This window comes from Paracoccus sp. MC1862, assembly GCF_016617715.1.
Classification (GTDB): Bacteria; Pseudomonadota; Alphaproteobacteria; order Rhodobacterales; family Rhodobacteraceae; genus Paracoccus.
In genome coordinates this window covers 918,557-944,249 of the sequence record NZ_CP067225.1, presented here as the reverse complement: position 1 = coordinate 944,249, position 25,693 = coordinate 918,557, and the positions used below count along the sequence as shown (strand labels likewise).

The 25,693-nt window shown below is 66.5% G+C and carries 24 protein-coding genes and 1 tRNA gene; 15 read left to right on the top strand and 10 right to left on the bottom strand.

What is annotated here, in order from left to right; all coding sequences use genetic code 11:
• Positions 1-51: 51 nt before the first annotated feature.
• On the bottom strand, positions 52-1,236 hold the full coding sequence (locus tag JGR78_RS04705; RefSeq protein WP_182792548.1) for an ABC transporter substrate-binding protein: 1,185 nt from the start codon (positions 1,234-1,236) through the stop codon (positions 52-54).
• Positions 1,237-1,349: 113 nt separating this feature from the next.
• Positions 1,350-2,534 carry an ABC transporter substrate-binding protein gene (locus tag JGR78_RS04700; RefSeq protein WP_182792549.1) on the bottom strand — a complete coding sequence of 395 codons (1,185 nt, stop codon included), beginning with the start codon at positions 2,532-2,534 and terminating at the stop codon, positions 1,350-1,352.
• A gap of 194 nt (positions 2,535-2,728) precedes the next feature.
• Here JGR78_RS04700 and JGR78_RS04695 point away from each other — a divergent pair, with 194 nt between their 5' ends.
• Complete coding sequence (locus tag JGR78_RS04695; RefSeq protein ID WP_182804350.1) at positions 2,729-4,147, top strand: class II 3-deoxy-7-phosphoheptulonate synthase; 1,419 nt, start codon at positions 2,729-2,731, stop codon at positions 4,145-4,147.
• 36 nt (positions 4,148-4,183) lie between these two features.
• Here the strand turns inward: JGR78_RS04695 and JGR78_RS04690 are convergent, their stop codons facing one another.
• Positions 4,184-4,897, bottom strand: a complete 714-nt coding sequence (locus JGR78_RS04690) for a PAS domain-containing protein (RefSeq protein ID WP_182792551.1) — start codon at positions 4,895-4,897, stop codon at positions 4,184-4,186.
• An 81-nt stretch (positions 4,898-4,978) separates the two neighbouring features.
• Entirely contained in the window at positions 4,979-5,548 is a 570-nt protein-coding gene (locus tag JGR78_RS04685; protein ID WP_182792552.1) for an NYN domain-containing protein, read from the bottom strand.
• 36 nt (positions 5,549-5,584) lie between these two features.
• Between JGR78_RS04685 and folK the strand changes: the two genes are divergently transcribed.
• The 4 genes from folK to JGR78_RS04665 all read left to right on the top strand — a co-directional run bounded on the left by folK (position 5,585) and on the right by JGR78_RS04665 (position 9,433).
• Positions 5,585-6,160 (top strand): 2-amino-4-hydroxy-6-hydroxymethyldihydropteridine diphosphokinase, encoded by a 576-nt coding sequence (gene folK, locus JGR78_RS04680; protein ID WP_182792553.1) that lies wholly within the window; start codon positions 5,585-5,587, stop codon positions 6,158-6,160.
• 64 nt (positions 6,161-6,224) lie between these two features.
• Positions 6,225-6,581 carry a DNA-directed RNA polymerase subunit omega gene (rpoZ, locus tag JGR78_RS04675; protein ID WP_182792554.1) on the top strand — a complete coding sequence of 119 codons (357 nt, stop codon included), beginning with the start codon at positions 6,225-6,227 and terminating at the stop codon, positions 6,579-6,581.
• A gap of 25 nt (positions 6,582-6,606) precedes the next feature.
• Positions 6,607-8,727, top strand: a complete 2,121-nt coding sequence (locus JGR78_RS04670) for a bifunctional (p)ppGpp synthetase/guanosine-3',5'-bis(diphosphate) 3'-pyrophosphohydrolase (protein ID WP_182792555.1) — start codon at positions 6,607-6,609, stop codon at positions 8,725-8,727.
• 82 nt (positions 8,728-8,809) lie between these two features.
• The gene (locus tag JGR78_RS04665; protein ID WP_234450856.1) at positions 8,810-9,433 is read left to right on the top strand and encodes a DUF2062 domain-containing protein; all 624 of its coding nucleotides are present in this window, start codon (positions 8,810-8,812) and stop codon (positions 9,431-9,433) included.
• Positions 9,434-9,436: 3 nt separating this feature from the next.
• On the opposite strand, the gene JGR78_RS04660 is transcribed toward JGR78_RS04665, so the two are convergent.
• Both JGR78_RS04660 and JGR78_RS04655 read right to left on the bottom strand, forming a co-directional pair.
• Positions 9,437-10,747, bottom strand: a complete 1,311-nt coding sequence (locus tag JGR78_RS04660) for an FAD-binding oxidoreductase (protein WP_182792556.1) — start codon at positions 10,745-10,747, stop codon at positions 9,437-9,439.
• A gap of 592 nt (positions 10,748-11,339) precedes the next feature.
• Positions 11,340-12,692, bottom strand: a complete 1,353-nt coding sequence (locus JGR78_RS04655) for an ISNCY family transposase (protein ID WP_200559425.1) — start codon at positions 12,690-12,692, stop codon at positions 11,340-11,342.
• A gap of 200 nt (positions 12,693-12,892) precedes the next feature.
• Here JGR78_RS04655 and JGR78_RS04650 point away from each other — a divergent pair, with 200 nt between their 5' ends.
• The gene (locus JGR78_RS04650) at positions 12,893-13,306 is read left to right on the top strand and encodes a TIGR01244 family sulfur transferase (RefSeq protein ID WP_182792812.1); all 414 of its coding nucleotides are present in this window, start codon (positions 12,893-12,895) and stop codon (positions 13,304-13,306) included.
• Between the two features lie 38 nt (positions 13,307-13,344).
• Here the strand turns inward: JGR78_RS04650 and JGR78_RS04645 are convergent, their stop codons facing one another.
• Positions 13,345-14,127 (bottom strand): hypothetical protein, encoded by a 783-nt coding sequence (locus JGR78_RS04645; RefSeq protein WP_182792811.1) that lies wholly within the window; start codon positions 14,125-14,127, stop codon positions 13,345-13,347.
• Positions 14,128-14,262: 135 nt separating this feature from the next.
• Here JGR78_RS04645 and JGR78_RS04640 point away from each other — a divergent pair, with 135 nt between their 5' ends.
• From JGR78_RS04640 to JGR78_RS04600, 9 genes are all read left to right on the top strand, one after another.
• On the top strand, positions 14,263-14,682 hold the full coding sequence (locus JGR78_RS04640; protein WP_182792810.1) for a PepSY domain-containing protein: 420 nt from the start codon (positions 14,263-14,265) through the stop codon (positions 14,680-14,682).
• A gap of 2 nt (positions 14,683-14,684) precedes the next feature.
• On the top strand, positions 14,685-15,347 hold the full coding sequence (locus tag JGR78_RS04635; RefSeq protein ID WP_182792809.1) for a response regulator transcription factor: 663 nt from the start codon (positions 14,685-14,687) through the stop codon (positions 15,345-15,347).
• Complete coding sequence (locus tag JGR78_RS04630) at positions 15,344-16,663, top strand: ATP-binding protein (RefSeq protein WP_182792808.1); 1,320 nt, start codon at positions 15,344-15,346, stop codon at positions 16,661-16,663. Before JGR78_RS04635 ends, JGR78_RS04630 begins: the two co-directional genes overlap by 4 nt.
• A gap of 122 nt (positions 16,664-16,785) precedes the next feature.
• Positions 16,786-17,982: a Xaa-Pro peptidase family protein gene (locus JGR78_RS04625; protein WP_182792807.1), complete on the top strand. Its 1,197-nt coding sequence runs from the start codon at positions 16,786-16,788 to the stop codon at positions 17,980-17,982.
• A 127-nt stretch (positions 17,983-18,109) separates the two neighbouring features.
• Positions 18,110-19,717 (top strand): ABC transporter substrate-binding protein, encoded by a 1,608-nt coding sequence (locus JGR78_RS04620; protein WP_182804892.1) that lies wholly within the window; start codon positions 18,110-18,112, stop codon positions 19,715-19,717.
• Between the two features lie 69 nt (positions 19,718-19,786).
• Positions 19,787-20,794 (top strand): ABC transporter permease subunit, encoded by a 1,008-nt coding sequence (locus JGR78_RS04615; RefSeq protein WP_182792805.1) that lies wholly within the window; start codon positions 19,787-19,789, stop codon positions 20,792-20,794.
• Entirely contained in the window at positions 20,791-21,693 is a 903-nt protein-coding gene (locus tag JGR78_RS04610) for an ABC transporter permease subunit (protein ID WP_182804894.1), read from the top strand. The genes JGR78_RS04615 and JGR78_RS04610 overlap by 4 nt, the downstream gene beginning before the upstream one ends.
• Before the next feature lie 4 nt (positions 21,694-21,697).
• Positions 21,698-22,537: an ABC transporter ATP-binding protein gene (locus tag JGR78_RS04605; protein WP_182792803.1), complete on the top strand. Its 840-nt coding sequence runs from the start codon at positions 21,698-21,700 to the stop codon at positions 22,535-22,537.
• Entirely contained in the window at positions 22,534-23,382 is an 849-nt protein-coding gene (locus JGR78_RS04600; protein ID WP_182792802.1) for an ATP-binding cassette domain-containing protein, read from the top strand. Before JGR78_RS04605 ends, JGR78_RS04600 begins: the two co-directional genes overlap by 4 nt.
• A gap of 44 nt (positions 23,383-23,426) precedes the next feature.
• On the opposite strand, the gene JGR78_RS04595 is transcribed toward JGR78_RS04600, so the two are convergent.
• From JGR78_RS04595 to lipA, 3 genes are all read right to left on the bottom strand, one after another.
• A complete protein-coding gene (locus JGR78_RS04595; protein WP_182792801.1) occupies positions 23,427-24,371 on the bottom strand; it encodes a manganese catalase family protein in 945 nt (314 codons plus the stop codon).
• Between the two features lie 143 nt (positions 24,372-24,514).
• Positions 24,515-24,600 (bottom strand) — tRNA-Leu (locus JGR78_RS04590).
• Between the two features lie 44 nt (positions 24,601-24,644).
• The gene (lipA, locus tag JGR78_RS04585; protein ID WP_182792800.1) at positions 24,645-25,592 is read right to left on the bottom strand and encodes a lipoyl synthase; all 948 of its coding nucleotides are present in this window, start codon (positions 25,590-25,592) and stop codon (positions 24,645-24,647) included.
• Between the last annotated feature and the right edge of the window lie 101 nt (positions 25,593-25,693).

Below are 25,693 nucleotides of genomic sequence, written 5' to 3'. Positions count from 1 at the left end.
GAAAAACCGGATGCGGCGCCCGAGAGGGCGCCGCGGATCTTGCGTCAGGGGTCAACGGGTGCGAACCGCGTTCAGGATGCCCCCCTTGAAGTCGACCTCGCGATAGGTGCCCGCGCTTTCGCCCGGGCCGACCAGTTCGACCGCCGAGGCGCCCACATAGTCGATGTCGGTGCCCGCCGCGATCAGTTCCAGCGCGCGGCCAAGCTGACCGGGCATGATCTGCTCGCCCGGCGCGTTGGCCACGTCCATCACCTTGTCCTTGTAGACGCGGGGATCGGTGGACCCGGAGGCCTGCATAGCCAGCAGGATCAGCGCAGCCGCGTCGTAGGCCTCGGCGGCAAAAGCATCCGAGCCTTCGAAGCCCGCATCCCGCGCGAGCGCGATGAAGGCGTCGCGCCCTTCACCCTCGGCCGAGGGGTTCTGGCCGAAGGAATGTTCCAGCTCGGTCCCGAAGCGGTCCACCAGCGCCTGCGTCACCATACCGTCGGTGAAGACGAAGGTGTCGAAGGCGCCGGAATCCAGCGCCCCGCGCACGATGCCCGAGCCGCCCTGATCGACATAGCCCGCGACGACCAGCGCATCGCCACCTGCGGCGGCCAGCGCGCCGACCTCGGCCGAATAGTCCGCCTTGCCGTCGTCATGCGCGGCGTTGATCGTGATCGTGCCGCCCTTGGCCTTGAAGGACTCGGCGAATGAATCCGCCAGACCCTTGCCATAGTCGTTGTTGGTGTAGGTCACGGCGACGTTCTTGATGCCGCGTTCGGAGATGATGTCGGCCATCACCTCGCCCTGCCGCGCGTCGGATGGCGCGGTGCGGAAGAAGAAACCCTTGTCGTCGATGGTGCTGAGCGCGGGCGAAGTGGCGGAGGGCGCGATCATCACCATGCCGTTCGGCACCGCCACGCGTTCAAGGCTGGCGATCGTCTCGCCGGAACACATCCCGCCGACAATGCCGTTGACCCGGTCCGAGGTTACCAGCCGCTCGACCGCCGAGACCGAGGCCGCCGCATCCGCGCAGGTGTTGTCGGCCTGCACGACGCTCACGGCGCCGCCTCCCAGCAGCTTGCCGGAGTCGCTGACCTCCTTTGCGGCCAGTTCCACCCCCTTCAGCATCGAGGGCGCCATCGATTCCAGCGGCCCGGTAAAGCCCAGCGAGACGCCCAGCTTCACGTCCTCGGCCAGCGCGGCCCCGGCCGTCAGCGCCAGCACGGCGGACGCCATCAGAAAACGGTTCATGTCATTCCTCCCAGTATGTGTTGTATCCCGTTCATGCGCGGGATTGCCGTGGTGACCGCCCTCCTGCGGTCATGAAACGCCCCGGCGCGGTGTGCCGGCCGGGGCGGATCGGATCAGCGGATGCGGACGGTGTTCATCTGGCCGCCGGCGAAATCCACCTCGCGGTAGGTGCCGGCGCTTTCGCCCGGCTCGATCAACTCGACCGCCGAGGCGCCGTCATAGTCGATGTCGGTGCCCGCCGCGATCAGTTCCAGCGCGCGGCCGATCTCTCCGGCGCTGATCTTCTCGCCCGGCGCGTTCGCGACCTCCATCACCTTGTCCTTGTAGACGCGGGGATCGGTCGAGCCCGCCGCCTGCATCGCCAGGACCAGAAGCGCCGCCGCGTCATAGGATTCGCCCGCGAAGGCCGAAGTGCCGTCGAAGCCTGCCGCCTGCGCCAGTTCATTGAACTTCGTCCGGCCCTCGCCCTCCGAGGAAGGGTTCTGGCCGAAGGAGGTCTCAAGTTCCGGCCCGAAACGGTCCACCAGAGCCTGCGCGACCATGCCGTCGGGCAGGATGAAGGTCTCGAACGCGCCCGAATCCAGCGCCCCGCGCATGATGCCCGATCCGCCCTGATCGACATAGCCCACGACCGCCAGCGCGTCCCCGCCGGCTGCGGCCAGTGCGCCCACCTCGGCCGAATAGTCGGCCTTGCCGTCGTCATGGGCCTGCAGCATCGTCACGGTGCCGCCCTTGGCCTCGAAGGCCGCGCGGAAGGATTCCGCCAGCCCCTTGCCGTAATCGTTGTTCGTGTGGGTGATCGCGACCGACTGGACCCCGCGTTCCTGCGCGATCCCTGCCATCACCTCGCCCTGCCGGGCGTCCGAGGGCGAGGTGCGGAAGAAGAAGCCCTGGTCCTGGATGTCCGTCAGCGCCGGCGAGGTCGCCGAGGGCGAAATCATCACGATGCCGTTCGGCACACCCACGCGTTCCAGGCTGGCGATCGTCTCACCCGAACACATGCCCCCCATGATGCCCTTGACGCCTTCGGCCGTGACCAGGCGCTCGACCGCCGCGACCGCTGCCGCCGCATCGGCGCAGGTGTTGTCGGCGCGCACCGGCGTGATCGTCGAGCCGTTCAGGAACTTGCCCGAGTCGTTGGCTTCCTTGATCGCCGTCTCGGCGCCATTCGCCATGTTCGGCGACATCGATTCGAGCGGCCCGGTGAAGCCCAGCGAAAGGCCGATCCTGACGTCCTCGGCCACCGCCAACCCTGCGCTGAAGGCAAGGGCGGTCGTGGCCAGAAACAGCTTCTTCATGCGGTCTTCCCCCTGATTGGACCTTTTGTCCTTGTTCGCGACACTAGGGCGGCGTTTTTCGAAAGAAAAGCATGTCGTGAAGGACAGGATCAAACGCGCCGGAACGTTTCCGGGGCAGGCTGCCGGTTGCCCGACTCAGGGTTTATTCCTTGGGGCAAGACCTTTATAACCCTGCAATCCGCAGGAGATGAGCCATGCCGCAGCAGACGCCCGACATCGACCGCAACGCAGCGCGCGCCAGCGACTGGCAGCGCGGAAGCTGGCGTGCGCGCCCGCGCGTGCAGATGCCGGATTATCCTGACGCAAAGTCCCTTGGAGCCGTCGAGACGCAGCTTGCCAAGTTCCCGCCGCTGGTCTTCGCGGGCGAGGCGCGCCGTCTCAGGGCGCAACTGGCCGACGTGGGGCAGGGGCGCCGCTTTCTTCTGCAGGGGGGCGACTGCGCCGAAAGCTTCGCCGAGTTCGCGGCCGACAACATCCGCGACACCTTCAAGGTGATGCTGCAGATGGCGGTGGTGCTGACCTGGGGCGCGCAGATGCCCGTGGTCAAGGTCGGCCGCATGGCGGGCCAGTTCGCCAAGCCGCGCAGCGCGCCGACCGAGGTGATGGGCGGCGTCGAACTGCCCAGCTACCGCGGCGACATCATCAACGGCTTCGACTTCACCCCCGAGGCGCGGGTGCCCGATCCGGGGCGGATGCTTCAGGCCTATACGCAGGCGGCGGCCTCGCTGAACCTGCTGCGGGCCTTCTCGACCGGCGGCTATGCCGACATCCATCGCGTGCAAAGCTGGATCGCCGATTTCACCGATGGGCCGGAAGCCGCGCGCTACCGCGACATCGCCGACCGGATTTCCGACGCGATGGCCTTCATGCAGGCCGCGGGCGTCACGGCGGAAACGGCGCATGAACTGGGCACGGTCGAGTTCTACACCAGCCACGAGGCGCTGCTGCTGGAATACGAGGAAGCGCTGGCGCGGATCGATTCCACCACCGGGCTGCCCGTCGCCGGCTCCGGCCACATGATCTGGATCGGCGACCGGACGCGGCAGGTCGATGGCGCCCATGTCGAATTCTGCCGGGGCGTGCAGAACCCGATCGGTCTGAAATGCGGGCCGTCGATCTCGACCGACGACCTCAAGGCGCTGATCGCGCGGCTGACCCCCGACAACGAGCCCGGCCGCCTGACGCTGATCGCCCGTTTCGGGGCGGGCACGGTCGGTGATCACCTGCCGCGGCTGATCCGGGCGGTGCGCGAGGAAGGGGCAGAGGTCGTCTGGTCCTGCGATCCCATGCACGGGAACACGATCAAGTCGGCCTCGGGCTACAAGACCCGGCCGTTCGAGTCCGTGCTGCGAGAGGTGCGCGAGTTCTTCGAGGTCCATGCCGCTGAAGGCACCGTCCCCGGCGGGGTGCATTTCGAGATGACCGGCCGCGACGTGACCGAATGCACCGGCGGCGTGCGGGCGATCACCGACCATGACCTGTCGAACCGCTATCACACCGCCTGCGACCCGCGCCTGAACGCCAGCCAGTCGCTGGAACTGGCCTTCCTCGTGGCCGAGGAACTGCGTGCCCGCCGCACCGGCACCCCCGTGCAACTTCGCGATGCAAGCTGACGGCTGAGAAGGACGGCGGCCTGTCGGGCGCGGTCCTCAGTCGTTGGAAATCACGCGGAAACGCAGGCGCCGTTCCTCGGGGGTATCATCCTCGTGGATATGAACGCGCGGTTCCGCGGGCGTCCACGACGCGCCGGGCTCTGCGAAGCCCGCAGCGGAAGGCGAGGGGGGAAGCAGCCGTCCGCCCTCGATGACCGGATCGGCCCGTTCGGCCATCAGGTCGAAGCGGCGCGGCGCGGTGCCGATCTCTCCTTCGGACGCAAGGCAGCCCAGCACGCGTGTCACGTCCCCCAGGTCGGACCGCAGCGGCAGCAGCAGCATCCTGCCCGTCAGTTCCGGTGCGCCGTAGGAACCAGGCGAGGCCAGCTCGATCTCGGCGATCTGCGGCCCTTGAAGCACGGCCTCAAGCACATCCGACAGCCTGCCGCGTGACCCGGGATGCATCAGCGCGCAAAGCGGCATGCCCCGGACCTCCATCCCCATCAGGTCGACAAGGTGCCGCCCGGCCAGCCGGAACCGCGCGCCGCCCGGACCGACCCGTTCCAGGATAAAGGCATATTCCAGCGCGCCGCCCAGACCCTGCGGCGTCACGTCGGCGCGTGAGGGCACCGCGCGGCCATGGCGCAGCGACGCCCAGTAGGCCCGCAATTCGGCCAGGATGCGGGATGGCTGCCGCGGCCCGAAGTCCGCCATTCGCAGCACCCGGTCCAGCGCCTCGTCGATGCCGTTGCTGTCGTTGCTCTCGACCATCACTGCGAATCCTCACTCGTGACAAAATATCTATAACGTGGAAACAGGTAAATTCACCGGGGAATTAAGGCCCTCGCCGGCTCAGGTTTCGGTCGCTGAAGGGCTCGGTGCCTCGCGCGGTTCGCGTGGGGGGCGGCCGACGATGTCACGCAGGGCGTCCAGCTCGATGAAGTTGTCGGCCTGCCGGCGCAGCTCGTCCGCGATCATCGGCGGTTGGCTGCGCATGGTCGAGACGACCGAGACGCGCACGCCCCGGCGCTGCAGCGCCTCGACCAGAGGGCGGAAGTCGCCGTCACCTGAGAACAGCACGGCATGGTCCAGGCGCGGCGCCAGATCCATGGCGTTGACGGCCAGCTCGATGTCCATGTTGCCCTTGACCCGCCGCCGGCCCATCGAGTCGGTGTATTCCCGCGCGGGCTTGGTCACGATCGTGTAGCCGTTGTAGTTCAGCCAGTCGATCAGCGGGCGGATCGGGGAATATTCCTCGCTTTCAAGCAGGGCGGTGTAGTAATAGGCGCGGATCAGCTTGCCGCGGCGCTCGAACTCCTGCCGCAGCAGCTTGTAATCCAGGTCAAAGCCCAGCGACTTCGCGGCGGCGTGCAGATTCGAGCCGTCGATAAACAGCGCCAGCCGGTCGTCCTTGTAAAACAAAGTGTTGCCCCTTCAAACTCAAGCACCGGAAATGGTTTGCAGAAGCTAGTCCTCGTCGCCATCGGCGCAAACCTGTTTTCTTCGACAGGTTGCCCTGCCGAAACCCTGCGCAATGCTCTGCGGGCGATGCCTGCCGAGGGATTGGCCGTGCGGCGGCTCAGCCGTTTCTGGCGCACGCCCGCGCATCCGCCGGGGTCGGGGCCGAACTATATAAATGGCGCCGCAACCCTGGCCAGCGACCATGATGCCGCGGGGACGCTGGAGGCGCTGCACCGGATCGAGGCGCGGTTCGGGCGGCTGCGCGACGGCGGTCGCTGGCAGTCCCGTACCATCGACCTGGACCTGCTGGCAGTTGGTGACACGGTGCTGCCCGACGCAGCGACCCAGGACGGCTGGCGGAACCTCGCCCCCGAGGCGCAGGCGAGGCTGTCCCCCAGGACGCTGATCCTTCCGCATCCGCGCCTTCAGGACCGCGGCTTCGTCTTGGCGCCTCTGGCTGAGATTGCGCCTGCTTGGCGTCATCCCCGCACGGGCCTGACCGTGGCGCGGATGCTGGCGGACTTGCCGTCACTGGCTCTTGCCGGCATGGCGCCGATGACGGGTTCACCTTGACTTTTCGCATCATAACTTCCACTTATGCCATCTTGCTCTTTCAGCCGATTCGCAGAGGTGTTGCATGGCACGCGTGACCGTCGAGGACTGCGTCGACAAGGTTCCGAACCGCTTTGACCTGGTGATGCTCGCTGCCCACCGCTCGCGTGAGATAGCATCGGGTTCGCCTGTGACCGTGGACCGCGACAACGACAAGAACCCGGTTGTCGCCCTGCGCGAGATCGCCGACGAGACCCAGCCCGTCGACGAACTGCGCGAGCGGATGATCGAGCAGTTCCAGACCCAGATCGAGGTCGACGAGCCGGAAGAGGACGCGATGGCGCTGCTGCTGGGGGCCGAGATCGATCGTCCTAAGCCCGCCGACGAGGAATCCGAGGAACGGATGCTTCGCATGATGCTCGAAGCGCAAAGCCGCGGCTAAGGCGGCGGAGCGGGCGGATCTTCGATTGGAGAAGTTCGACGTCGAGGATCTGATCGCGCTCGTCCGCAACTACAACCCGCGAACCAATGCCGAACTGATCCGGCGGGCCTATGACTATGGCCGCCGGATGCACGAAGGGCAGTTCCGCCACTCGGGCGAACCCTATTTCACCCATCCGGTCGCCGTCGCCGCCATCCTGACCGAGATGCGGCTTGACGACGCGACCATCGTGACCGCGCTGCTGCACGACACCATCGAGGACACCCGTTCCACATGGGTCGAGGTCGAGCAGATCTTCGGGCGCGAGATCGCCGATCTGGTCGATGGCGTCACCAAGCTGACCAACCTGCAACTGTCGGGCACCCATTCCAAGCAGGCGGAGAATTTCCGCAAGCTGTTCATGGCGATGTCCCGCGATCTTCGCGTGATCCTGGTCAAGTTGGCCGACCGCCTGCACAACATGCGGACGATCAAGTCGATGCGCCCCGACAAGCAGGTGCAGAAGGCGCGCGAAACGATGGACATCTTCGCGCCGCTGGCCGGACGCATGGGGATGCAGTGGATGCGCGAGGAGCTTGAGGACCTCGCCTTCAAGGTCATGAACCCCGAGGCGCGCAATTCGATCATCCGCCGCTTCGTCACGCTGCAGAAGGAAAACGGCGACGTCATCCCCCAGATCACCGGCGACATCCGCGCCGCGCTGGACGCCGAGGGGATCGAGGCCCATGTCTTCGGTCGCGCCAAGAAACCTTTCAGCGTCTGGCGCAAGATGCAGGAAAAGCAGCTGACCTTCAGCCGCCTGTCCGACATCTACGGCTTTCGGATCATCACCCGGACCGAGGCCGACTGCTACCGCACGCTGGGGATCATCCACCGCAAGTGGCGCGCGGTGCCGGGGCGGTTCAAGGACTATATCAGCCAGCCCAAGTCGAACGGCTACCGCTCGATCCACAGCACCGTGTCGGCCCGCGACGGCACCCGCGTCGAGGTCCAGATCCGCACCCGCGCCATGCACGAGGTGGCCGAGGCCGGGGTTGCCGCGCACTGGGCTTATCGCGACGGCGTCCGCAGCAAGAACCCCTTTGCCGTCGATCCGGGCGAATGGCTCGCCAGCCTCACCGAGCGGTTCGGAGAGGAGAACCACGACGAGTTCCTCGAACACGTCAAGCTCGAGATGTATCAGGATCAGGTTTTCTGCTTCACCCCAAAGGGCGACGTGATCCAGTTGCCCAAAGGGGCGACGCCCATTGACTTCGCCTATGCGATCCATACGCGGCTGGGGAACGGCTGCGTGGGTGCCAAGGTGGACGGCATCCGGGTGCCGCTGTGGACGCGGCTGAAGAACGGGCAGTCGGTGGAAATCATCGCGGCCTCGGGGCAGCGGCCGCAGGCAACATGGCTGGAGATCGTGGTGACGGGCCGCGCCAAGGCCGCGATCCGGCGCAGCTTGCGCGAGGAGGACCGTTCGCGCTTCATCCGGCTGGGGTCGGAACTGGTGCGCGTGGCCTTCGAGCATGTGAACCGCAAGGTCACCGACAAGGCCCTGCGTGCCGCGGCCAAGGCGCTGGCGCTGCCCGATTCCGATGAACTGCTGGCTCGCATCGGCTCGGCCGAACTGTCGGCGCGGCAGGTGGTGGGCGTCCTTTACCCCGACCTCGCCCCGGCCGAGGAGGAGATCGACCCCAACCGCGCCATCGCCGGGCTGGAAGCCGACCGCGAACTGACCCGCGCGCCCTGCTGCGATCCCCTTCCGGGCGAACGGATCGTCGGCATCACCTATCGCGGCAAGGGCGTCGTCATCCACGCCATCGACTGCCCGGTGCTGGCGGATTTCGAGGATCAGCCCACCCGCTGGGTCGATCTGCGCTGGCGCGAAGGGCGGCACCCGCCGGTCTATTCGTCCAAGCTGAACCTGACGATCCGCCATGACGCAGGCGTGCTGGGGCGCATCTGCACGCTGATCGGCGCGCAGGGTGCCAATATCTCGGATCTCGAGTTCCTGGACCGCAAGCCCGATTTCTACCGCCTTCGGATCGAGGTCGAGCTGCGCGACCGCGAGCATCTGCAGGCGCTGCTGACCGCGCTGGAAGCGGAAAGCGACGTGGCGCAGGTCGTGCGCATCCGGGATGCCACCGCGCGGGTCTGAGCCGCGATCACGCTTGGCGGCGCGGGCTTGCGTCCGCAAGGGGCGGCTGCTTCACTGGACCCGGTCCTGACAAGAGGCGCGGGTGTTCAAGCGCAAGCCACGCAGCTATTCGCAGATCGCCTCCGAGATGGTCTATCCCCGGGGGGGATGGTCGCGTGCCGCGCAGTATCTGGGCTACCGCGTCCGCCGCCTGCCGGACCAGCCGCACCGGATCGCGCGGGGCTTCGCGGCGGGCACCTTCATCAACTTCACGCCCTTGTTCGGCTTTCACCTGCTGGGCGCCTTTGCGCTTGCCTGGGTGATGCGGGGCAACCTGCTGGCGGCGGCTCTTGGCACGCTGATCGGCAATCCTGTGACGATCCCCTTCATGGCGATGACATCGATGGCGCTCGGCCGCTGGATGCTGGGGGTGGATGGCAGCATGACGCCCGCCGCGATCCTCAATGCCTTTGCCTCGGCGGGGCGGCAGTTGACCCACAATTTCATGTCGATCTTCGATGACCGCGTGGCCCAGTGGGACCAGTTGGAGACGTTCTTTCACGCAATCTTCCTGCCTTATCTGGTCGGCAGCATCATCCCCGGCACGATCGCCGCTGTGATCGCCCATTACCTGAGCCTGCGGGTGGTCGAGGGCTATCACCGTCACCGCGCCGCCCGCATGGCGAAGCGCGCGGCCAGGCAGGCGCGCAAGCAGGGGGGCGGCTGAGGCTCAGACGCCCAGTCGGTCGCGCAGGGAATACCAGCTCATCCCCGCGACCAGCAGGGGCCAGCGCAGCCCGCCGCCACCTGGGAAGGGGCGCGAGGGCAGGGCGGCCATGCTGTCGAACCCCTCGGACTGGCCCATCACCGCCTGCGCCATCAGCTTTCCCGCAAGGTTCGCCAGCGCCACCCCATGTCCCGAATAGCCGCCGACAGACAGGCAGTTCGGCGCAGGCCGGGCAAAATGCGGCATCCGGTTCAGCGTGATCGCCAGAGTCCCGCCCCAGGCATGGGTGATCGTCACGCCCTTCAACTGAGGATAGACCTGTTCCAGCGGCTTGCGGACCTTGGCGGCGATGTCCTTGGGGAAGCGGTATCCGAGGTTCTCGCCACCGCCGAAAACCAGCCGCCGGTCGTCGCTGAGCCGCCAGTAGTTCACCACGAAGCGGGTGTCATGGACGGCCACGTTCTCGCCCAGGATCTCGTCCGCACGGGCGCCCAGAGGCTCGGTCGCGACGACGAAGTTGTTGATCGGCATGACACGCGCGGCCACGCCTTCGTCCAGCCGGCCAAGGTAGCCGTTGCCGGCGAGGATCACATGGTCGCAGATCACCCGCCCGGTGCCGGTCTGAACCACGGTTTTCTCATCCGCGCGCCTTGCATGGCGGATCGCGTGGACATGGCTGCCTTCATGGATGCGGACGCCGGCCGCGACGGCCAGCCGTGCCATCCCCAGCGCCAAGGCCAGCGGGTCCAGATGCCCGGCGCCGCGGTCCACATCACCGCCCACATACAGGGGCGACTTGACCAGCGCCCGCAACCCTTCCGCATCCAGCGGCTCGATCAGGGGGTAGTCGTAGTCCCGGGCCAGCCGCTCGGCATTCGCGCGGGCATGGGTAGCCTCGCGCGCCGTCCGCGCCGCATGGGCGATGCCGGGATGAACCGTCACGCCCGCTTCGGCGGCAAGGGCGCGGGTCAGGGCCTTTGCTTCCTCGGCCATGTCCCACAGGCGCCGCGCGGCTTCGCGCCCGGCCAGCCGCTCAAGCTCGTCGACCTCCAGCCGCTGGCCGGACCCCATCTGTCCACCGTTCCGCCCCGAGGCGCCAAAGCCCACGCGCTGCGCCTCGACCAGCACCACCTGTCGCCCGGCGCGAGCCAGTGTCAGCGCCGCCGACAACCCGGTATACCCGGCCCCCACGACGACGACATCGGCCCGCGCCTCGCCGCGCAGAGGCGCGAAGGGCGGAAGCAGCGGGTTCTGCGCGGCATAAAGGCTCGGCGGATATTCCCCGCGCCGGTCGTTGGCAAACAGCAGGTTCATCGCGGCCTTCGTCAAATTCAGCAGACCTGCTTCTAACACGCTCTCGGCCAAGGGGAAATCGCCTTGGAAAAGTGCCGTATACTAAGGTTTCAAAGGCTTGGGTGAGTTGTCGGGTGGAATCATGCGGATCGGCAAGGGGCACGGGTGCTTCATGCGCTGCAAGTCTGGAAGCACAGGTTCGAGGGATGACAGGCTGCTGCGGTTTGCAGGATCGGTTGTTTTCAAAGTTCACCGAGGAACGGCGAGGATCGACAACGGAAATCTCTCGTTCGGTGGAGAATAGTGATCCGTGGACACTGGTGGAGGCCTTACTTATGTCAGCCCGAATGAGCACTCCTTGCGAACACGGCCTGTGGCATTCCAGAGGGATGACACGGCACATAACCTTGAAGTTTGCAGCAGGGGCTTTGATTGATCTGGCGGGCGGGCACCACAGTCTGTTGCAACCATCCAGAAATGTCACCCTTGCTGGCAATTCAGGAATGTCACCGGGCGCCACGATGCCGGCAGCCGGGCAGGGCGGAGACCTCCGCCATCGCAGCCCTGACCGGCTGCCTTGAGCGGCCGTCGGATCCAGTGCTCCGTCTGGCGTTCAGTTCGTTCTGGCTTCGACCTGCGCTCGACGTGCCTTGACCAGCAGAGGTGTGCGACCAGGTCCGACGGTGCCCTTGGGCTCATAGCGGGTGCGCTGCTTGCCGACGCGCCGCGCCCTGGGCGGGTCCTGGTCCTGCTGGGTCTGGATGAAGGCCAGCACCTCGGTCAGGCGCTTGTTCTCGGTGATCGCGGCGTGGGTGACGCGCTGCTCCTTGTCGAACATCCGGCAGGGCAGGGACACGCCCCTGGCCCGGATCTCCAGCCGGCCGTCCGGGAACTCGTAGGTGTCGACGTATGTGCCGACCAGGCCGAGCGTCAGGTGGTTCGGTTCGAGGATGATGCGCTTCCTGTCGTAGGACAGCGCCAGCTGCTGGCCGACATGGCGTTCGTCGCGCAGGCAGAAGATGTCGCGGAGCCGCTCCGGCTCGACGTTCAGGGGACGGTGCAGATCGTCCGACCGGCGCGGGATGCGGGCGAAGCGGGTATTGAAGGCCGCGATGAAGCCGGGCAGGAACGTATTGCCGGCTGCCATGTCCGCGATCCCGGCAAGCCGCAGTTCCTTGACCAGACGGTCCTGCAGGGTGCGATTGGCGCGCTCGACCCGGCCCTTGGCCTGCGAGGAATTGGCGCAGAGGATCTCGATGTTCAGCTCGTTCAGCGCCCGGCCGAATTGCGTCATGCCATGGCCGCTGCGCGCCTCGGTGCGGTTCACCCGAAACACGCTGTGCTTGTCCGAATAGAAGGCCACGGGCCGGCCGTGCTCCTGAAGGTAGCCCTCCAGCGCATTGAAATAGCTGAAGGTGCTCTCGGAGGCGACAAACCGGAGATGCATGAGCCGGCCGGTCGCATCGTCGATGAACACCAGCAACGTGCAGGCGGGGCCCCGATCCTCGAACCAGCGATGCTCCGAGCCGTCGATCTGGACCAGCTCACCCAGGGCCTCGCGCCGCAGCCGCGGCTGGTGCAGCACCCGCTGCTGCTTGCGCGAGACCCATAAACCGTCTTCGATCATCCATTTGCGCAAGGTCTCGTGCGAGATATGGATGTCATGCAGCTCGGCCAGCTTCTCGGCCGCAAGCGTCGGACCGAAATCGGCATACTGCGTCCGAACGAGTGCCAGCACCTGCTCCCGATGAAGGGCAGACAGGGCGTTGTTCGGCGCACGTCCGCGCGCACGGTGGGCCAGCCCGGCCGGGCCATCCGCCCGAAACCGCGCCAGCAGCCGAAATACCTGCCGCCGGGTCAGGCCGAGCAGGCCGGCGGCGTCTTCAACCCGCAACCGGCCAGTCCCAACCTCCGACAGCACCTCGATCCGGTTCAGCTCGCGTTCGCTCATCACCAGCCATCCCATGTTCGTCCCCCGAGGATCATGCTTCAACCGGGGGAGAGTGACATTCCTGCTTTGCTCAGCGGTGACATTTTAGCTTTGCGCGTATACAGTCAAGTTTTATAATCTGTATTATGTAAAATATTTCTCTGTGTCGACACCTTCCCTTGACACTTTCGCGCACCGCGACACCATGCCAGCCTGCTGTCACGCAAGGAATCCTCATGCCTCCCCGCCAAATCAATGAATGCTTTGCGGTCACTCCGCAGATCGACCCCGAGGATCTTTCGGCGCTTGCACAGGCTGGATTCACGACAGTGATTGCCAACCGCCCCGATGCAGAGGTCGATCCCCCTCATCGCAGTGCCGCCATGGCCGGCCATGCAGCGCAAGCAGGTCTCGATTATCACTACCTGCCAATCGTGCCGGGCCAGCTTGGTCCCGAGCAGATCGAGAAGTTCAGCGAGATCCTCGACAATGCGCCGGGGCCGGTGCTGGCCTATTGTCGTTCGGGGACACGCTCGATCACGGCTTGGGCGCTGGGGCAAGCGGGAAAGAAGCCGGTCGGCGAGATCATCGAGGCCGCACAGCAGGCGGGCTATGATCTTTCCCATCTGGCGCCTCTGCTGCGCGGCTGAGGGCCGCGCTTGTCGCGCGGCCGCTCGGTTCCACAGGATCAGCGCGCAAGCTCGCGCACGACCACGCCCCGGGAATTGATCGTGACAGTGACCGGCTCTCCCTCAGGGTTGACGGCCTCGACCTCGACACGGCCATCGTCGCGGCTGATGGCCCCCGGCTGGGTGTAGCCGCCATCCCGCAGCACGCCTTGAACCGCGGTGTCATCAAGAGGCTGCCCAGCCCTGTCGCCACCGCGGTCGCGACCGTCATCATCCCGTGAGCGCTCGCCCCGGCCCTCGCGCTTGCCATGGTGCTTGTCCCGGTCACTGCCGCGATCCATCCGCGGCCGGTCCATGTCGCCGCGGCCGAAACGCTGCAGCGTGCCGTCGGTCGAGAAGCCTGCGCGGATGCTCTCTCCCTGCGCGTCGGCGCCGGAAACCATCACGGCGTCATCGCCCCGTCCAATGCCTTCGACCCGCGCGAATTCCGAGAAAACGGCATTCGACCGCACGGCTTCGGGCACAAGCCGGGAAACGATGTCGGTGGGCAGCGCCGCGTCGTCTTGGGTCCCCATCATACGAAGCTGGCCCTGGTCGTCCAGCATGGCCCGGAACGCAGCGCCCCCCGGCAGTGTCCCTTCGACACGCTGCCCCCCGCGGCGGCCTTCGATGATGCGGGCATCGGTGATGCCCAACTCGGTCAGGGATGGCGGCAGCGTTGTCGCGGGCGCAGTTTCTGCCGGTGCTGCAGGCGGCGTGGCAGTTGTCTGCGCCGCCAGAGGCGCGGCAAGGGCCGAGACGGCTGCTAGTGCGGCCGCAGAGTTGCGAAGGATGCGAAGCATGAGAAAATCCTTTTGTTCGTGTTCATCGACGGGCTCAAATCGCCGGCGACCGAATCATCTCTAGTCGGCACCACCCGAACCGAAGGCCAATGGCCCGTTTGGACTTTGTTTGACTTTCTTCCTGTAGGCCGGGGAATGCGCCTCAGCTTGCTCATCGCCGCTGTTCTGGTCGGGCTGGCCCTGCTGGTTGTCACCCGCGACCGGCAGGACCGCCACGACCTGCCCCGGCCACCGGCCGGCATGGTGGCGATTCCCCGGCCGCAGGAACCCGGTCCGTGGGACGACCAGCTTTTCCGCGGCCGGGTCGATGAGGTCATGCCCATGCACAAGGCCGTCCGACTTGTCATGCGCCGCTTTGACGGCAAGGTGCTGGACATCGCCCTGATGCCCGCCCCGCGCGCCGATGTGGGCAGGCACCCGCTGATTTACCACATCCGCATCCTGACCGATGACCGCGACGTGCTGGACATTCGCATGGACGCCCTGACCGGGCAGTTTCTGGAACTGCGCGGCGAAGGCATCACCGATGCGCGGCGAACCCCGAGGAACGACTGACCATGCGCTGCCTGATTGCCGAAGACGACCCCACGCTTGCCGCCCAGCTCGCGGCCGCCATGAGCGACGGCGGCTTTGTCGCCGAGGTTTTCCACGACGGCGGAAAGGCCGAGTTAGCGGGCGCGACCGATGCCTATGACGTGGCCGTGCTGGATCTCGGCCTGCCGGGCATGTCGGGGATCGAGGTGCTGACCCGCTGGCGCGCACAGGGCGTGACCATGCCGGTGCTGATCCTGACCGCACGCGGCGACTGGTCCGACAAGGTGGCGGGCTTTCGCGCCGGCGCCGACGATTACGCCGTCAAGCCCTTCCGCCTGGACGAGGTCGTGCTGCGTGCGCAGACGCTGGTGCGCCGCGCCGCCGGTCACGCGCAGGTGGTCCTGCAGGCCGGTCCCCTCGCCTATGACACCCAGCTTGGCCTCATCACCCGCGAGGGCGTGACTCTGAGGCTGACCCCCTTCGAGACGCGCATCCTCGGCTATCTCATGCACCATCCCGACCGGGTGATCAGCCGCACTGAACTGAGCGAGCATCTTTACGACGCGGACAGCGACCGCGACTTCAAGTCGATCGAGGTGGTGATCGGCCGTCTGCGCCGCAAGATCGGCGACGGGCTGATCGAGACGCGGCGCGGCGAAGGCTATGTCCTGCGGCGAAGGCCATGATCCGCTCGCGGCTCGATTCGATCCGCGCGAGGCTGCTTGCGGCGGCGGCCTTGTGGCTGACCCTGACATTGCTGGCGGCCTGGTGGGTCATCGGCGGAGTGCTCGACCGCTTCGTGACCGAACGCTTCGATGCCGAGGCCGCCGCCATCGTCGAGACCGTCATCGCCGGGGTCGAGATCGCCGCGGACGGCACCCCTGCCCTTGCGCGCCCGCCCACCGACCCGCGCCTGTCCATGCCGCTGTCCGGCCATGCCTGGCAGCTTGAAGCCGATGACGGCGCCGGCATCGCGCGCTCACCGTCATTGCTGGACCTGCGGCTTGCGGCGCCGGCGGGCAGCTACGCCGGTTCCCCCGGCGTCGGTCCGGACGGCGAAGCGCTGCGGGTGATGCGGCGCCCCTTCACCCTGCCCGGCGGCGACCAGCCGCTTGCCGTGGTCGTGACCGTGCCGCAGGCCGAAATCGATGCCGCGCTTTCGCGCGTCCGCCAGCCGCTTGCCCTGTCGCTGATCGTGCTGGGCGCCGGGCTGGCGATGGCCAGCGTCCTGCAGGTCGGCTGGGGGCTTCGCACGCTCGACGCGCTTGGCCGCGACATCCGCGCCATCCGGGCCGGCCGCGCCGAAAGGGTCCCCCTGCCCCCGGTCGCCGAACTGCGGCCCGTCGCGGTCGAGATCAATGCGCTTCTGGACGCCAACCGCTCGGTGATCGGGCGGGCGCGCGAGCATCTGGGAAACCTTGCCCATTCGCTGCGGACCCCCCTATCCGCGCTGGCCAACATCCTGCCGGACGATCATCCGGGGCGGGCGCTGGTGGACCGCATGGATCGCCAGATCACCTGGCAGTTGCGCCGCGCCCGCACTGCCGGCACCCCCCGCCTGCTGGGGCACCGCACGCCCGTCGCGCCGGTCATGGACGACCTGCTGCTGGTCCTGCGCCGGACGGCGGCGACAGGCGGGCTGTCGATCGAGGTGACGGGCGAACCTTCGGCGCATTTCGCGGGCGAGCGGCATGACCTCGAGGAAATGCTGGGCAACCTTCTTGAGAATGCGGTCAAATACGCCGCCACCCGCGTCACCGTCTCGGTTGACCGGATCGAAGGGATGCTGAAGATCGGGATCGAGGACGATGGTCCCGGCATAAGGGACGTCGACCATGCGATTGCGCTCAGCCGCGGGGGCCGGCTGGACGAAATGGGGCCGCCCGGCGCTGGCCTGGGGCTTGCCATCGTCGCCGATCTCGCCGCCCTTTACGGGGGACGGCTGACGCTGGGACAGGGGATGCATGGGGGGCTGAGGGCCGGGCTGGTCCTGCCGGGATAGCCGGCAGGTGGACCTCATCGTGAACCCGAAAACAGGCTGTTCCGGCGGATTCCGGGGCGGTAGCCTTGCGACTCGATGCAGGTCGCGGGCATTGGGGCCGTTCCCATGCTGAAAGGTGCGACATGTCCGACCCTACCGACTTCGACCAGGCGCTCGGGCGCTTTCAGCCTGTCGCCGCCCCCGCCATCACCGGCGCGGAACATGACGCCCGGCTGGCGGGGCTGCAGGCGGCGATGCGCGGGAACGGCATCGGGGCGGTCTGGCTCGACGCTTCGACCTCGCTGGTCTATTTTCTGGGCCACGCATTGGGCCGGTCCGAGCGCATCCACGGCGCGCTGATCTTCGCCCAAGGCGAGCCGCTGCACGTCAGCCCCACCTTCGAGGAGCCGAAGCTGCGCAGCATCCTGCGCAGGCCCGGTGACATCTCGACCTGGGAGGAGGACGAGGACCCCTATGCCCTGATCGCCGCCGAGGTCGCGCGCCGCTGCGGACCGGGCGCGACGTTGGCCCTGGACGAGACGACCCCTTGGCTGTTCGCCGCCCCCATCACCGCCGCGATGGAGGGGCGCACGGTGCCGGCAAAGCCCATGATCTCGGGCCTGCGGCAGATCAAGTCGGCGGCGGAAATCGCCATCATCCAGACGGCCATGACCGCAAGCTGGCAGGTGCAGCGGGCGGTCTGGCAGGGGCTGCGGCCGGGCGTTTCCACCACCGAGGTCTGCGCCTTCATCGACGCGGCCCATCATGCGCTGGGCATGGCGCCGCTGTTCTCGGCCGTGCAGTTCGGCGAGGCGACGGCCTATCCCCATGGCGTGCCCTATCCCCAGCAGCTTGCCGGGGGCGACATGGTGCTGGTCGATCTGGGCGCGACCCTGCACGGCTATCATTCCGACATCACCCGCAGCTATGTCTTCGGCACGCCCACGCCCCGGCAGCGTGCGCTGTGGGAACACGAACGCGCGGCCCATGCGGCGGGTTTTGCGGCCGCACGGATCGGTGCCCCGGTCGAGGCGGTGGATCATGCAGCCCGTGACCTGCTGACGGCGGCAGGCTTCGGCCCCGGCTATGCGGTGCCCGGCCTGCCGCACCGGACCGGGCACGGTCTGGGGCTGGATATCCACGAGGAACCCTTCATCGTGAAGGGCAACCGCACGCCGCTGGCCGCCGGGATGTGCTTTTCCATCGAGCCGATGCTCTGCCTTTACGGCGAATGCGGCATCCGGCTTGAGGACATCGTCTACATGACTGATTCGGGTGCGCGCTGGTTCTGCCCGCCTGCTATCGCCATCGACGCGCCCTTCAAGGTGCCGGACGCTTGACGCAACGGTTCTGCAACACGGCAGTGGAACATCTGCCGCCCCTTCATCTATAGAACGGGAACAGAATCCGTCACATGCCTTGCAGACGGACAAAAACGACCTCAACAGTGAGTGAAAGGACCCTGGAATGAAGCTTCTCTCCCGCGGGCTGATCGCCGCGTCGGCGCTGGCCCTTTCGGCCGCCGCGACCCCGGTCATGGCCAAGACCTTCATCTACTGCTCGGAAGCCTCGCCCGAGGGGTTCGACCCGGCCCCCTACACCGCCGGCAGCACCTTCGACGCCTCGGCCCACCCGGTCTACAACCGTCTGACCGAGTTCACGAAGGGCACCACCGAGGTCGAGCCGGGCCTTGCCGAAAGCTGGGAGGTGTCCGAGGACGGCACCGAATACACCTTCAAGCTGCGCCAAGGCGTCAAGTGGCATTCCAGTGACCGCTTCACCCCCACCCGCGACATGAACGCCGATGACGTGGTCTTCTCGTTCGAGCGTCAGGCCGACCCCGCCCACCCGTGGAACCAGTATATTCCGGGGCTGAGCTACGAGTATTACAACTCGATGGACATGCCGAATCTGGTGCAGTCTGTCGAGAAGGTGGACGACCACACCGTCAAGGTCACGCTCTCCCAGCCCGAGGCGCCGTTCCTCGCGAACCTCGCCATGCCCTTCATGTCGATTCTGTCCAAGGAATACGCCGACGCGCTGGAAGCCGCGGGCACCAAGGAGGACATGAACAACGCGCCCATCGGCACCGGGCCGTTCCGCTTCGTGGCCTACCAGAAGGACGCTGTGATCCGCTTCCAGAAGAACGCCGACTACTGGGGCGCGGCACCGCTGATCGACGATCTCGTCTTTGCTATCACCCCGGACGCCGCCGTGCGCCTGCAGAAGCTGAAGGCCGGCGAATGCCACCTGATGCCCTTCCCCGCCCCCGCCGACATCGAGCAGATCCGGGCCGATTCGAACCTCAAGCTGGACGAGCAGGCCGGCCTGAACGTGGGCTATCTCGCCTATAACACGACTGTTGCGCCCTTCGACAATCCGAAGGTCCGCAAGGCGCTGAACATGTCGATCAACAAGCAGGCCATCGTGGACGCGGTGTTCCAGGGCGCGGCCGAGCCGGCGAAGAACCCGATTCCGCCGACCATGTGGTCCTATAACGATGCGATCCAGGACGACCCCTACGACCCGGAAGCTGCCAAGGCCATGCTGGCCGAGGAAGGCGTCAGCAACCTGCAGATGGAAATCTGGGCGATGCCCGTGCAGCGGCCCTACATGCCGAACGCGCGCCGCACCGCCGAACTGATGCAGGAAGACCTGTCGAAAGCGGGCGTGCAGGCCAGCATCGTGTCCTATGAATGGGGCGAATACCTGTCCAAGTCGATGGACCCCGGCCGCTCGGGCGCGGTCATCCTCGGCTGGACCGGCGACAACGGCGACCCGGACAACTTCCTGTCGGTCCTGCTCGGCTGCTCGTCGGCCAGCGAAGGCGGGGCGAACCGCGCCTTCTGGTGCAACGAGGAATTCTCGAACCTGCTGCAGCAGGCGAAAGTCACCTCGGATCAGGCGGAGCGCACGCGGCTTTACGAAGAGGCGCAGGTGATCTTCAAGGATCAGGCGCCCTGGTTCACCATCGCCCATTCGACGCAATATGTGCCGATGCGCCAGAACGTGACCGGCTTCGTCATGAGCCCGCTGGGCGACTTCACCTTCGAGACCGTGGACATCACGGAATAATCCGGGCTTCCCGGATGCCAACCGGATGCGCGGGACCTGATTCCCGCGCATCCCACAGGAAAGAGGCGAATGATCCGTTTCATCCTCTCACGGCTGCTCTATCTCGTCCCGACCTTCATCGGCATCACCATCATCGCCTTCAGTTTCCCGCGCTTCCTTGCGGGCGACCCGGTGCTGCTGATGGCGGGAGAGCGGGGCGTCAGTCCCGAGCGGCACGCCGAACTCACCGCGCAGCTGGGTTACGACAAGCCGCTGGTCATGCAGTATTTCGACTTTCTCGGCCGGTTGCTGCAGGGTGACTTCGGTACCTCGCTGGTCACGAAGAAGCCGGTGTTCACCGAGTTCCTGTCGCTGTTCCCCGCGACGGTCGAGCTTGGCATGGTCGCCATCTTCATTGCCGTCGTGCTGGGCGTGCCCATCGGCGTGATCGCCGCGATCAAGCGCGGAAGCTGGTTCGACCAGTTTTCCATGACTGCGGCGCTGGTCGGCTTTTCGATGCCGATCTTCTGGTGGGGCCTGCTGCTCATCATCTTCTTCTCGGGCTATCTCGGCTGGACGCCGGTATCCGGGCGCATCTCGCTGATGTATTTCTTTCCGAACATCACCGGCTTCATGCTGATCGACAGCCTGCTCTCGGGCCAGGACGGGGCCTTCGCCTCGGCGGCGCAGCACCTGATCCTGCCCTCGGTCGTGCTGGCCACGATCCCGCTGGCGGTGATCGCGCGCCAGACCCGGTCGGCCATGCTCGAGGTCATGTCCGAGGATTACGTCCGCACCGCCCGCGCCAAGGGGATGCCCCGCCGCCGGGTGATCGGCGTCCATGCGCTGCGGAACGCCCTGATCCCGGTCGTGACTACCATCGGGCTGCAGATCGGCGTGCTGCTGGCGGGCGCGATCCTGACCGAGACGATCTTTTCCTGGCCGGGCATCGGCAAGTGGATGATCGATTCCATCTCGCGCCGCGATTACCCTGCCGTGCAGTCCGGCCTGCTGCTGATCGCGGGCGTGGTGATGGTCGTGAACCTGCTGGTCGATCTCACCTACGGCCTCATCAACCCGAGGATCCGCCACAGATGAGCGATGCATCCGTCAAGCTTTCGGACGCCGCCATCCGCCGGCGTCAACTGGGCGAGTTCTGGTTCTACTTCAGCCGCAACAAGGGCGCGGTCGTCGGCCTCGCGATCTTCGTGCTGATGGTTCTGACGGCGATCTTCGCCGACTGGCTCGCCCCCCATAACCCGACGCTGCAGTATCGCGACGCCCTGCTGCTGCCCCCCTCCTGGCTGGAAGGCGGGCGCTCCGAGTTCCTGCTGGGCACCGACCCGGTGGGCCGGGATATCTTCTCGCGGCTGATCAAGGGTTCGCAATATTCGCTGTTCATCGGCATCGTGGTCGTCTCGATCGCGCTGGTGGGCGGTGTCATCATCGGTCTGGTCGCAGGCTTCTTCGGCGGCTGGATCGACGCGCTGGTCATGCGGATCATGGACGTGATCCTGGCCTTCCCTTCGCTGCTGCTGGCGCTGGTGCTGGTGGCGATCCTGGGCCCCGGACTGACCAATGCGATGATCGCCATCGCCATCGTCTATCAGCCGCATTTTGCCCGGCTGACACGCGCGGCGGTCATGGCCGAACAGCGGCGCGAATATGTCAGCGCCGCGCGTGTCGCGGGCGCGGGCAACCTGCGGCTGATGTTCCTGACGATCCTGCCGAACTGCGTGGCCCCCCTGATCGTGCAGGCGACGCTCTCCTTCTCCTCCGCCGTGCTGGATGCGGCCGCGCTTGGTTTCCTCGGCATGGGCGCGCAGCCGCCCGCGCCGGAATGGGGCACCATGCTGGCCGAGGCGCGCGAGTTCATTTCCCGCGCCTGGTGGGTCGCCACCTTCCCCGGCCTCGTGATCCTCGTCTCGGTGCTGGCGATCAACCTGATGGGCGACGGGCTGCGCGACGCGCTCGACCCCAAGATGAAGCGGAGCTGACGCGATGCCCGTTCTGAACATCCGCAACCTGACCGTCCGCTTCGCCACCGCCACCGGCAGCTTCACCGCCGTCGATGGCGTGGACATCAGCGTGGACCGGGGCGAGGTTCTGGCCATCGTGGGCGAATCCGGGTCCGGCAAGTCGGTGTCGATGCTGGCGGTGATGGGGCTTCTGCCCGATACCGCCACCGTGACCGCCGACGAGATGACCTATGACGGCCGCGACCTGCTGGCGATGCCCGCCGCCGAGCGTCGCCGCCTGATCGGGCGCGAGATCACCATGATCTTCCAGGAACCCGTTGCCTCGCTGAACCCCGCCTTCACCGTCGGCTTCCAGATCGAGGAGGTGCTGCGCCTGAATCTCGGCATGAGCCGCCGGCAGTCCCGCACCCGCGCGCTGGAACTGTTCCGTTCGGTCGGCATCCCCTCGCCCGAGGAGAAGCTGAAGTCCTATCCGCACCAGCTTTCCGGCGGCCAGTGCCAGCGGGTGATGATCGCCATCGCCATTGCGTCGAAGCCCCGCCTGCTGATTGCGGACGAGCCGACGACCGCGCTGGACGTGACGATCCAGAAGCAGATCCTCGACCTGCTGATGGATCTGCAGGAAGATTACGGCATGGCGCTGATCCTCATCACCCATGACATGGGCGTGGTGGCGGAAACCGCCGACCGCGTTGTCGTGCAATACAAGGGCCGGAAGATGGAGGACGCCGACGTGCTGTCGATCTTCGAATCCCCGCAGAACCCCTATACCCGCGCGCTGCTGTCCGCCCTGCCCGAGAACGCGACCGGCGACCGCCTGCCGACCGTGTCGGACTACTTTACCGCCGAGGCCGCCCGATGAGCGCGGTGGTGCTGGAAGGCCGCAAGCTCGTTCAGGACTATCACGTTTCCGGCGGGTTCTTCGGCGGGGCCAAGACGGTGCGGGCGCTCAAGGGCGTCGATTTCACCGTGGAAAAGGGCAAGACGCTGGCCATCGTGGGTGAATCCGGGTCCGGCAAGTCCACCCTCGCGCGCATCATCGCCCTGATCGACCCGCCCTCGGGCGGCGAGTTGCTGATCGAGGGCAACCGCGTGGACATCTCGAAGTCCCGGCCCGGCCCGGCGATGCGGTCCAAGGTGCAGATGGTGTTCCAGAACCCCTATGGCAGCCTCAACCCGCGCCAGAAGATCGGCAACGTGCTGATGGAGCCGCTGGTCATCAACACCGACACCCCCGCCGCCGAGCGCCGCGATCGGGCCGAGGCGATGCTGGTCAAGGTCGGCCTCGGGCCGGAACACTTCAACCGCTATCCGCACATGTTCTCGGGCGGCCAGCGCCAGCGGATCGCCATCGCGCGGGCGTTGATGCTGAATCCCTCGCTGCTGGTGCTGGACGAGCCGGTGTCGGCGCTTGACCTGTCGGTGCAGGCGCAGGTGCTGAACCTGCTGGCCGACCTGCAGGACGAGTTCCAGCTGACCTATGTCTTCGTCAGCCACGACCTGTCGGTGGTGCGCTATATCGCCGACGACGTGATGGTCATCAGCGAGGGTGTGGCGGTCGAACAGGGCACACGGGAAGAAGTCTTTTCCGACCCCAAGCACCCTTATACGCGCCAGCTTTTCGCAGCGACCCCGATCACGGATGTAGAATCGATCCGCGCCCGCGTCACCCGCCGCAAGGCCGCGAAAGCCGCTAGGGCGGGCTGATCCGGGGAAAGGTGGCCGGCGACGTGAGCCGGCCATCTTCTGCCTTACAGCGATCCGCCGCCCTGCATGGCCGCCTTGGTCAGCTTCTCGGCGATCTCGAACATCTCCTCGGGCGCATAGTCCGGGGTGAAGGCCGAGGGCACGCCCGTCAACTGGTGGATCTTGCCGCCCTCGGGCATCCCCTCGATCACCTCCAGCGGGCCGGGCGGATCGTCGGGCAGCGCCTCGCCGTTCCAGACGCCGGCAATTGCGGCGTAGTCGCCTGGCGAGAAGGTATAAAGCCGCCGATGCGCACCGGCCTGCAGGTATTTGCGGGCCTCCGGCACCTTGTCGGTCGGGATGTTCGGCGTCGGCAACATCTTGTGGATGTCCACGCCCGTCAGCCGCTTCAGCGCCAGGCCATAGGCATGGGCATGGACCCCGCCGCGCACCAGCAGATAGCCGCAAACCTCGCGCCCGGTGATGTTCGCATCGGTCAGCGACTCATAGACCCGCAGCTTGTGCAGCCGCGCGCCGCATTCCAGGTGGAAGTTGTGCAGCAGATCCACGATGACGTTGCCGGTCGTTGTCACCATGTCCGCGTTCCAGGACATCGAGTTCGAGTTGACCGGAACCGCCCCGCCCGCATGGCTGAAGAAGGACGCAGCCGAGCGGATGTCCTTCATCGCTTCGAACGGCGCGTTCGAGATGTCGCCGCCGTCGCCTTCGTCCCCGCCCGGCTTGTCGGGGCCGTTGGCCAGCATCGCCACTCCGTTCGAGACCAGTTCGACATGGCCCAGTTCCTCGGCCGTGATCGCGGCGACCAGTTCGTAGAACGGCCGCAGCTTGTTCTTGGACCGGAAGTTGAAGCTCTGGAACAGATAGTTGCCCAGGGTGGACATCTCGCCGTATTTGCCGCCCAGCAGTTCCTGCAGGGCAGCAGCGGCGTTGGGATCCTGGCGGGCAGGCGCAGGCAACTCGACTTGCAACTTGTCGACGCGAAGAAACATCTGTCGATTCCTCTTTGTGGCAGGACAGAGGCGCGGCTGATGAACCGGCGGCCTCGCGCCTCAACGCACGACGGAAGAAGTCAGACGATTTAAAAAATGTTAACTGTCCTCCTGCGACGGCATGGTCATCTGATCAGGATGGATGGTGCCCGAGGTCGGACTCGAACCGACATATCCTTGCGGATGGCGGATTTTGAATCCGCTGCGTCTACCATTCCGCCACTCGGGCACGCAGGCCAGCGATAAACCGGCAAAGGCGCCGGCGCAAGCGGCTCAGGCACCCGCCAGCTTCGCCTGCCGCGCTGCCCGCAGGCGAGCGAAGTCGTCCCCCGCGTGATAGGAGGACCGCGTCAGGGGCTTGGCCGCGACCATCAGGAAGCCCTTGCCCCAGGCGGCCTTTTCGTAGCCCGCAAATTCCTCGGGCGTGACGAAGCGGTCGACGCGGTGATGCTTGGGTGTCGGCTGCAGGTATTGGCCGATGGTGATGAAGTCGATGTCGGCCGCCCGCATATCGTCCATGACCTGCAGCACGCCCTGCCGGTCCTCGCCCAAGCCCACCATGATCCCCGACTTGGTGAACATCGCGGGATCAAGTTCCTTGACCCGCTGCAAGAGCCGCAGCGAGGCGAAATAGCGCGCGCCCGGCCGCACGGTTGGATACAGCCCAGGCACGGTTTCGAGGTTGTGGTTGAAGACATCGGGCCGTGCCGCGACCACGGTTTCCAGCGCCCCCGGCCTGGCCTTCAGGAAGTCAGGCGTCAGCACCTCGATGGTGGACCCCGGCGAGCGGTGGCGGATCGCCCGGATCGTCTGGGCGAAGTGATCCGCGCCGCCGTCGTCCAGGTCGTCGCGGTCCACGCTGGTGATGACCACATGGCTCAGCCCAAGGGTCGCGACCGCATGGGCCACCCGGCCCGGCTCGAATACGTCAAGCGCGTCGGGCTTGCCGGTGGTCACGTTGCAGAAGGAACAGCCGCGGGTGCAGATCTCGCCCATGATCATCATGGTGGCGTGGCCCTGGCTCCAGCATTCGCCGACATTGGGGCAGCCGGCTTCCTCGCAGACAGTGGAGAGGCGATTCGTCCGCAGGATGTCGCGGGTGTCCTTGTAGCCTTGGCTGACCGGAGCCTTGACCCGAATCCACGAGGGCTTCTTGGGCTGGTCCTGATCAGGGCGATGTGCCTTTTCGGGATGGCGCAGGACCGGGGGGGCGTCGGACATCGCAAAAAACCTCGGGGGTCAAGGGCCGAAGGGCCGTCGCTTCCCGAGGTAATCCCTTCCGCGCACCGGATCAACCGCCCTTCCCGGCTGGCGGAAACAGG

What these genes read in the sequence shown, in the direction of transcription:
- JGR78_RS04660 (WP_182792556.1), bottom strand. Translation starts at nt 10,747, where the DNA reads ATGAACCTGCTGTTTGCCAACGACCGGCGCGGGGAATATCCGCCGAGC.
- JGR78_RS04700 (WP_182792549.1), bottom strand. Translation starts at nt 2,534, where the DNA reads ATGAAGAAGCTGTTTCTGGCCACGACCGCCCTTGCCTTCAGCGCAGGG.
- JGR78_RS04630 (WP_182792808.1), top strand. Translation starts at nt 15,344, where the DNA reads ATGATCCGCTCGCGGCTCGATTCGATCCGCGCGAGGCTGCTTGCGGCG.
- JGR78_RS04595 (WP_182792801.1), bottom strand. Translation starts at nt 24,371, where the DNA reads ATGTTTCTTCGCGTCGACAAGTTGCAAGTCGAGTTGCCTGCGCCTGCC.
- JGR78_RS04705 (WP_182792548.1), bottom strand. Translation starts at nt 1,236, where the DNA reads ATGAACCGTTTTCTGATGGCGTCCGCCGTGCTGGCGCTGACGGCCGGG.
- JGR78_RS04600 (WP_182792802.1), top strand. Translation starts at nt 22,534, where the DNA reads ATGAGCGCGGTGGTGCTGGAAGGCCGCAAGCTCGTTCAGGACTATCAC.
- JGR78_RS04605 (WP_182792803.1), top strand. Translation starts at nt 21,698, where the DNA reads ATGCCCGTTCTGAACATCCGCAACCTGACCGTCCGCTTCGCCACCGCC.
- JGR78_RS04625 (WP_182792807.1), top strand. Translation starts at nt 16,786, where the DNA reads ATGTCCGACCCTACCGACTTCGACCAGGCGCTCGGGCGCTTTCAGCCT.
- JGR78_RS04620 (WP_182804892.1), top strand. Translation starts at nt 18,110, where the DNA reads ATGAAGCTTCTCTCCCGCGGGCTGATCGCCGCGTCGGCGCTGGCCCTT.
- JGR78_RS04635 (WP_182792809.1), top strand. Translation starts at nt 14,685, where the DNA reads ATGCGCTGCCTGATTGCCGAAGACGACCCCACGCTTGCCGCCCAGCTC.
- JGR78_RS04645 (WP_182792811.1), bottom strand. Translation starts at nt 14,127, where the DNA reads ATGCTTCGCATCCTTCGCAACTCTGCGGCCGCACTAGCAGCCGTCTCG.
- JGR78_RS04615 (WP_182792805.1), top strand. Translation starts at nt 19,787, where the DNA reads ATGATCCGTTTCATCCTCTCACGGCTGCTCTATCTCGTCCCGACCTTC.
- JGR78_RS04695 (WP_182804350.1), top strand. Translation starts at nt 2,729, where the DNA reads ATGCCGCAGCAGACGCCCGACATCGACCGCAACGCAGCGCGCGCCAGC.
- JGR78_RS04655 (WP_200559425.1), bottom strand. Translation starts at nt 12,692, where the DNA reads ATGGGATGGCTGGTGATGAGCGAACGCGAGCTGAACCGGATCGAGGTG.
- JGR78_RS04610 (WP_182804894.1), top strand. Translation starts at nt 20,791, where the DNA reads ATGAGCGATGCATCCGTCAAGCTTTCGGACGCCGCCATCCGCCGGCGT.
- JGR78_RS04640 (WP_182792810.1), top strand. Translation starts at nt 14,263, where the DNA reads ATGCGCCTCAGCTTGCTCATCGCCGCTGTTCTGGTCGGGCTGGCCCTG.
- rpoZ (WP_182792554.1), top strand. Translation starts at nt 6,225, where the DNA reads ATGGCACGCGTGACCGTCGAGGACTGCGTCGACAAGGTTCCGAACCGC.
- JGR78_RS04650 (WP_182792812.1), top strand. Translation starts at nt 12,893, where the DNA reads ATGCCTCCCCGCCAAATCAATGAATGCTTTGCGGTCACTCCGCAGATC.
- JGR78_RS04690 (WP_182792551.1), bottom strand. Translation starts at nt 4,897, where the DNA reads ATGGTCGAGAGCAACGACAGCAACGGCATCGACGAGGCGCTGGACCGG.
- lipA (WP_182792800.1), bottom strand. Translation starts at nt 25,592, where the DNA reads ATGTCCGACGCCCCCCCGGTCCTGCGCCATCCCGAAAAGGCACATCGC.